Raw genomic sequence first — 7,046 nt, 5'->3', positions numbered from 1 at the left:
GGGGTTGACCGCGATCGGCACCTCACCGGTACCGGCGCCGGCCCCCGGCGAGGGCGAGGGGCTCGGCGTCGGGGTCGGCGCTGGCGTGGGGGCGGGGTCGGTGCCCGGCACGACCACCGGCGTGGTGGTGCCCCCACCGGTCGTGGTCGACCAGACCGAGGCCCCCGACCGGTCGATCTCGTAGATGCGGCCGTCGGCCTTGATGACCAGGCGTGCCCCGGCGGAGCTCACGTCGTTCGACCAGAGGGTGACGCCGCCGGGGGCCACGACCCGCAGCTCGCCGGTGGTCTCGAGGTGCACGGCGGCCCCGGGGTTGTCGCGGGTGCCCGAGCGCCACAGGGCGCGTTCTCCGGCCCAGAGGACGAGGTCGCCGTCGGGCTGCATGCGGAGCTCGTGCGAGCCGTCGGCGGTGCTGATCGCCCCGCCGGAGACGAGCATCCCGCCCGAGGGGATGCGGTCGGTCGGCGCGACCTCCCCGACGGTGTGCTTGGCCTGGGTGGACCAGATGACGGTGTGCGCGACGGAGATGCCGTAGAGGTACCCGTCGGGCTTGACCACCAGCCGGGCACCGGGGGAGCTGACCCGGGTGGACCACAGCACGACGTCCTCGGTGGAGAGCACCTCGAGGGCTCCGTGCTCCTGCATCACGAGCCGCGCACCGGCGTGACCTGCCGTGCCCGTGCTCCACCGCGTCGTGGCCCCCTCGAGGAGCTGGACGTCGCCGTCGAGGTGGACGACGAGGCGGTGGGTGCCGATGTCGCGGTGCTCGCCGGGGCCGAGGGTCTGCCCGCTGAGCAGGCGGTCGGTGAGCACGGTGGCCTGGCTGTCGGTCGGCAGCGGGACGAGGACGGCCGCACTGGTCGAGACGCCGACGGCCGTCGTGACGAGGAGGGTCAGGACGGCGCGGACGAGCCAGGGGCGGGTCGGGGGCAGCATGGGGTGCTCCAGCGGGACGGTGACGGCCGGGGAGCGCGACGACGGCCCCCTGTCACAGTGACTTCGACCGCGGGTCAGCACTTGTGAAGGATCGGGCCCCGGGGAGCGGGCGGGGCGGGGCGGACGACGGCGCGTCGTCCACAGCGTTGATCCACAGGGCTGGGGATGACGGGGTACGTGCGCCCCCAACCTGTGGACGGTCCTGTGGGTAACCGGCCGAGACCCGAGCCACCGCCACCCTGGACGAGTCAAGGCCCCTCGGACGCTTACTCCGAGGGGCCTTCAGGCACCACGGTAGGCAGCGGCGGGGACGCAGGGCTGACCGACACGCGGCGGGTGGGTGACGTCCCGGTGACGCGCCGGGGACCTCGGCAGCTCCGCGTCCTCGGACGCCGCCGGTGAGGCCTCAGGCGGGGTCGACCAGGTCGTCGAACTCGTGGTGCCGGCGCAGGTAGGCCGCGACGAACGGGCACTGCGGCACGATCCGCAGCCCGCGCCCGCGAACGTCCTCGAGGGCCTTGCGCACCAGGGTGGTGCCGAGCCCGTGCCCGTCGAAGGCGTGGCGGACCTCGGTGTGGAAGAACACCGCCCGGCCGTCCTCCTCACGGAACTGCGCGTAGCCGGCGGCCTCCTCGCCCAGCCGCAGGATGTACCGCGACCGGTGCTCGTCGCGCGTCACGACCGGCTCTGCCGGATACGTCTCGACCATGCTGTCTCGACCGCCTCTGCTCGCCCACGGGGGGATGCACTGCCGTCAGCCTAGTCGGGGCAAAGCCTTCACCTCGGGGCGTAGCGTGCCGATAGGTAGTGGTATCCGGTCCGTGGAGCTGAGCCGTCGCAGGACGCGACGGTGCGCCACGGACCCGAGTCCCTGGGTTCGAGCAGGAGGCACGGCACCCAGCCGGCAGGAGCTGGTGCACCCCCTATGGCACGACGACGCGCGTTCGGTCTGACCGCCGTCTTCGCCCTGGCGTACGTGATCGCCGTCTCGGTGGGCCGCGAGGCCCTCGTCATCGGGACCAGCGGCGTGAGCCTCGCGACCCCCGCCGCCGGCATCGCCGCCCTGTGGTTCGTCGTGCGTGCCGCGGCCCAGCGCTGGTGGATCGACGCCCTGGTCCTGACCTGCTCCACCGCGCTGGTCCTCGAGATGACCGGCTCCAACCACGCCCAGGCCCTGGTGCTCGTCGTCGCGACCCTGGCCCAGGTCGGGGTGTTCTGCTGGCTCGTGCGTCGCTGGTGCCCCCGGGTGTGGGCCGGTGGCGGCCGGGTGATGCTGCGCAAGGTCGACGAGCTCTGGCTGTTCCTGGCCGCGACGGGGGCCAGCTCGCTGGTCTCGGTGCTGCCGGCCGCCGGGGCCACGATCCTGGACGGGGGCACGTGGTCCTGGTCGGTCGCGCTGCTGTGGTTCATGCGCAACACCGTGAGCATCCTGGTGATCGTCCCGCTCGGCCTCGTCGTCGGCTCGTGGATCGAGGAGCGACGACGCTCCCGGGTCCGGGTCCGCTGGCAGGACCGGCACGTGACCGCCGCGGGGACGGGGGAGTACCTCGCCGCCATCGTCCTCGCCCCCGTCATGTACGCGGTGTGGTTCGTGGTCCTGCAGGACCTGCCCCTCGCCTTCCCCCTCATCATCCTGACCATCTGGGCCGGCGCCCGGCTGCGGACCCGCTTCGTCGTCCTGCACGACACGGCCATGGGGGTCACCGCCATCGCCTTCACGATCTTCGGCATGGGCCCCTTCGCCACGATCGGCGACCGGATCACCCAGGTCGTGGTCGCCCAGGCCTACGTCGCGATGGTCGCGGTCATCGGGCTGGCCCTGGCCCTGGCCCGGGACGAGCGCAACCGCCTGGTCGCGGACCTCAACACGGCCCGACGGGACGCCGAGTCCCAGGCCGTCCTCCTGCTGACCATCGTCGACACCATGAGCGAAGGCGTCAGCGTGGTCGACGCCGAGGGCGAGACCCTGCTGCGCAACCCCGCGGCCCGGCGTCTGCTCGGCGCGGGCCGTGACCCGGCCGACAGGGTGGGGTCGAGCGGGTTCTACGGGCTGCGCCAGCTCGACGGCACCGTCCTGGACGAGGGTCTCCTGCCCTCGCGGCTGGCCCTCGCGGGGGACCTGGTGCGGGAGACGGACCTGCTCGTCCAGCACTCGGGGGAGGACCTCGCCCGGGTGCTGCGGTTCAGCTCGACCGTCCTGCCCAGCCAGCGCGGGGCGGTCACCGTCATGCGGGACGTCACCCTCGAGCGCGAGGAGCTCGAGCGGGCCGCCTACGTCCAGGCCAGCCTGCTCCCGGCCCACGCCCCGGTGGTCCCGGGGTACGACGTCGCCTCGGGGTTCGTGCCCGCCCGCACCGTCGGCGGGGACTTCTATGACTGGCGGGTCACCACGGACGGCCTGGTGGTCACCCTGGCCGACGTCATGGGCAAGGGCATGGGTGCAGCGATCCTCGCGGCCGCCTGCCGCACGGCGATCCGCGGGGTGGCGGGCACCGGCGACGTCGCCGCCTCCCTGGCCACCGCCGAGCGCGCCCTGCACGAGGACCTCGCCCAGGCGGGGGCCTTCGTCACGGCGATGCACCTGGCGATCGACCTGTCGACCGGGGTGCTCAGCTACGCCGACGCGGGTCATGGTCTGACCCTGGTGCGCACGGCCGACGGCGGGGTGCGCCGCCTGACCTCGACGGGCCTGCCCCTGGGGATCAGCCTCGACGAGCCCCGCCAGGTGGCGGTCGACCACCTCGAGCCCGGCGCGCTGCTGGTCACCTTCAGCGACGGGGTGCTCGACGCCATGGGCGGCTCGATCGAGGACCTGGGCCGGCTCGACGCGGTGCTGCGCGGCGCCGCCACCGCGCAGGACGCGGTGGACGGGATCCTCGCGGTGGCCGCGCTGGGCGGAGAGCTGCCCGACGACCTCACCGTCGTCGCGGTCCGTCGGGCGCCCTGACCGCGGCGCACCGGCGCCCGCTGCCCCGCCGGTGAGGGTGTCGCCGGGGTGAACAGTGCCTGACCATCCCTGCCGCCGGTCCCGTCAGCGCGCTGAGGCGGGACCCGGCCGCCGTACGCTTCCCGCGTGACCGCGACCACGGAAGCACCGAGCGCCCCCCGGATCCACCGAGGTCAGGTGGGTGCCTGGGCGCTGTGGGACTGGGGGTCGGCCGCGTTCAACGCCGTCATCACGACCTTCGTCTTCACCCGCTGGATCACCAGCAGCGACTTCGTCACCCCCTCCGTCGTGGCTGCCGCGGCGGCCGAGGGCGCGGCGGGCGGTCCCGCGACCGTGCAGCTGGACGCGGCCCTCGCCCAGCACTCGACCTGGCTCGGCTGGGGGCTCGCGCTCGCGGGCCTGGTCATCGCCGTCGTGGCCCCCGTGCTCGGTGCCCGTGCCGACGGGGCCGGACGCCGCAAGCTCTGGCTGGGCATCCACACCGCCATCACGGTGGCGCTGAGCGCGGCGATGGTCCTGGTGCGGCCGGACACGGACTCCCTGACCTTCAACCTGCTGCTCGGCATCACCTTGCTGGGGCTGGGCAACATCGCCTTCGAGCTGGCCAACGTCAACTACAACGCGATGCTGCGGCAGATCTCCTCGCGCGAGGCGATGGGCCGGATCAGCGGGATCGGCTGGGGGGCGGGATACCTCGGCGGCATCGCCCTGCTGCTCATCCTGTTCGTCGGCTTCATCAACCCCGAGGTCGGCTGGTTCGGGGTCACCGGTGAGGACGGGATGGACATCCGCATCTCGGTGCTGGTCGCGGCCCTGTGGTTCGGGCTCTTCGCGATCCCCGTGCTCGTGGTGGTCCCCGAGGCGCCGCGGACCGGTCCTGCGGGCCCACGGACGGGGGTGCTCGAGTCGTACCGGATCCTCGGTCGTGACCTGCGCGGGCTGTGGCGCCACGGACGGTCGCTGCTGGCCTTCCTCGTCGCGAGCGCCGTCTACCGGGACGGCCTGGCCGGGGTCTTCACCTTCGGGGCGGTGATCGCCTCGGTGACCTTCGGGTTCAGCGCCGGGGAGGTCGTCATCTTCGCGATCGCGGCGAACGTGGTCGCGGGGGTGGCGACGATCGGCTGCGGGTTCCTGGACGACCGTGTGGGCCCCAAGGCCATCATCGTCGCGAGCCTGATCGGCCTGCTCGTGGCCGGCACGGCGGTCTTCCTCCTGCATGACGAGGGCCAGACGGCCTTCTGGGTCTTCGGTCTGCTGCTGTGCGTGTTCGTCGGGCCCGCGCAGTCCGCGAGCCGGTCCCTGCTGGCCCGCGTGGTGCCCCCGGGGCGGGAGGGGGAGATGTTCGGGCTCTACGCGACCACCGGCCGCGCGGCGAGCTTCCTGGCCCCCCTGGCCTTCTCGACCTCGATCGCGATCGCCGGGGCCCAGCACTGGGGGGTGCTCGGGATCATGGTGGTGCTGGCTCTCGGGCTGGCCCTCCTGCTGCCGGTGCGGGTCGAGCGCGTCGCGGCGCAGGACCTCGACGCGGTCGGGGACGCGGCGACGGACGAGGCCGCGGACGGCGCCCGGTGACCACCCCGCACGTCGAGGACCTGGTCGGCGGCTGGCAGGAGGACGCCGTCGTCACCGGGTGGGAGAGCCTGCCGCTGCCCGTGGGCCACGACGCGGGCGGCCCGGTCACGGCCACCCTGGTGCGCCCGGCACGGGTCGCGACGGACCCGGCGGCCCCCGCCCTGCTGCACGTGCACGGCTACAACGACTACGTCTTCCAGGACCACGTGGCCGCGTGGTGCGCAGAGCAGGGCCTGGCCTTCTACGGCCTGGACCTGCGCCGCTGCGGGCGGTCCCGCCGGCCCGACCAGCTCCCGCACCACACGACCGACCTGAGCGAGTACGACGCCGACCTCGACGCCGCGACCTCGGCGATCCGCGCCCTGGGGCACCGGCAGGTCGTGGTGGTGGGGCACTCGACGGGTGGCCTGGTGGCGAGCCTGTGGGCAGCGGCACGTCATGGTGCCGCTGGGCCTGACGCCCTCGTGCTCAACAGCCCGTGGCTCGACCTCAACGGCGACCGCTGGAACCGCCTGCGCACCACTCTCTCCCTCGAGGTGGCCGGTCGGCTCACCCCGCAGCGCGTGGTCGGGGACGGCTCGGTCTCGGCGTACTCGCAGCACCTGCACGTCGCGCACGGGGGCCGCTGGGCGTACGACCTCGAGCTCAAGCCGCCGGGGGGCTTCCCGGTGCGTGCCGACTGGTTGCTCGCGGTCCGACGTGGGCAGGCGCGCATCGCCCGCGGCCTGGGGCTGGGTGTGCCGGTCCTGGTCTGCACCGCGGCGGAGAACGGACCCAACCGGCTGGACAACCCGCACCTGGACAGCCAGGAGACCGTGCTCGACGTGCAGCACATGTGGCGCCTCGCGCCTCGCCTGGGTGAGGACGTCGTCGTCGTCCCGGTCCAGGGCGGGATCCACGACCTGAGCCTGTCGGCCGAGCCGGCCCGCACCACCTACCTGGGCACGGTCCTGGCGTGGCTGCGCGCTCGGGGCGTCGCGGGCTAGGGACGGCGCGCCGACCAGGCGACCACGGGGACCAGCAGCAGCGCCAGGGCCCCACCCGCGAGGGACAGCGTCGCGAAGCTCGTCGACGCGACGACGAACCCCGAGGCCATCCCCGCCCCTGCGCCGGCGATCGCGATGGTGAGGTCCACCGACCCCTGGGTGCGGGCGCGGGTCGAGAGCGGCAGCTCGTCCGCGAGCATCGCCGTGCCGCTCACCAGCCCCAGGCTCCACCCGAGGCCCAGCAGCGCCAGGGCGGCCGCGAGTCCCACCAGGGAGCGCACCGGGGTGAGCGCCGCGACCAGCCCCGAGGCCAGCAGGGTGACCCCGGCGAGCCCCGCGACCACCCGAGACCCCACCCGGTCCACCAGCCACCCCGCGAGCGGTGACGGCAGGTACATCGCGCCCACGTGGATCGCGATGACCAGCCCGGTCGCCCCGACGTCGTGCCCGTGGGCCTGCATGTGGATCGGGGTCATCGTCATGATCGCGACCATCACGAGCTGGGTCACGACCATCACCGACCCGGCCAGGGCCACCACCCGCGGCCGGGCGGGCACCTCGGTGGGGGCGGTGGTCCCGGCGGCGTGGGCGCGGGCCTGCGCGCT

5 protein-coding genes and 1 pseudogene are annotated in these 7,046 nt (G+C 74.0%); 3 read left to right on the top strand and 3 right to left on the bottom strand.

Translation table 11 applies throughout. The features are described from left to right. Window positions 1-936: pseudogene (locus tag L0B03_RS11610) on the bottom strand (hypothetical protein); the annotation flags it as partial. Window positions 937-1,342: 406 nt separating this feature from the next. Continuing rightward, window positions 1,343-1,645 (bottom strand): GNAT family N-acetyltransferase, encoded by a 303-nt coding sequence (locus L0B03_RS11605; RefSeq protein WP_250445945.1) that lies wholly within the window; start codon window positions 1,643-1,645, stop codon window positions 1,343-1,345. Between the two features lie 216 nt (window positions 1,646-1,861). On the opposite strand from L0B03_RS11605, the gene L0B03_RS11600 reads away from it, so the two are divergent. The 3 genes from L0B03_RS11600 to L0B03_RS11590 all read left to right on the top strand — a co-directional run bounded on the left by L0B03_RS11600 (window position 1,862) and on the right by L0B03_RS11590 (window position 6,441). Next, window positions 1,862-3,883, top strand: coding sequence for a SpoIIE family protein phosphatase (locus L0B03_RS11600; RefSeq protein WP_250445944.1), 2,022 nt, complete (start codon window positions 1,862-1,864; stop codon window positions 3,881-3,883). Window positions 3,884-4,009: 126 nt separating this feature from the next. Beyond that, complete coding sequence (locus L0B03_RS11595) at window positions 4,010-5,455, top strand: MFS transporter (RefSeq protein WP_250445943.1); 1,446 nt, start codon at window positions 4,010-4,012, stop codon at window positions 5,453-5,455. After that, window positions 5,452-6,441, top strand: coding sequence for an alpha/beta hydrolase (locus L0B03_RS11590; RefSeq protein WP_250445942.1), 990 nt, complete (start codon window positions 5,452-5,454; stop codon window positions 6,439-6,441). The genes L0B03_RS11595 and L0B03_RS11590 overlap by 4 nt, the downstream gene beginning before the upstream one ends. Here L0B03_RS11590 and L0B03_RS11585 read toward each other — a convergent pair. Then, window positions 6,438-7,046, bottom strand: a 609-nt coding sequence (locus L0B03_RS11585) for an MFS transporter (protein ID WP_250445941.1), incomplete at its 5' end; no start/stop codon positions are given. The two genes, L0B03_RS11590 and L0B03_RS11585, sit on opposite strands and share 4 nt — an antisense overlap.

The organism is Actinotalea sp. C106 (assembly GCF_023630195.1).
In the GTDB taxonomy this organism is placed as follows: domain Bacteria; phylum Actinomycetota; class Actinomycetes; order Actinomycetales; family Cellulomonadaceae; genus Actinotalea.
The sequence above is the reverse complement of the archived record's forward strand: the minus strand, read 5'-3'. Positions and strand labels throughout refer to the sequence as shown.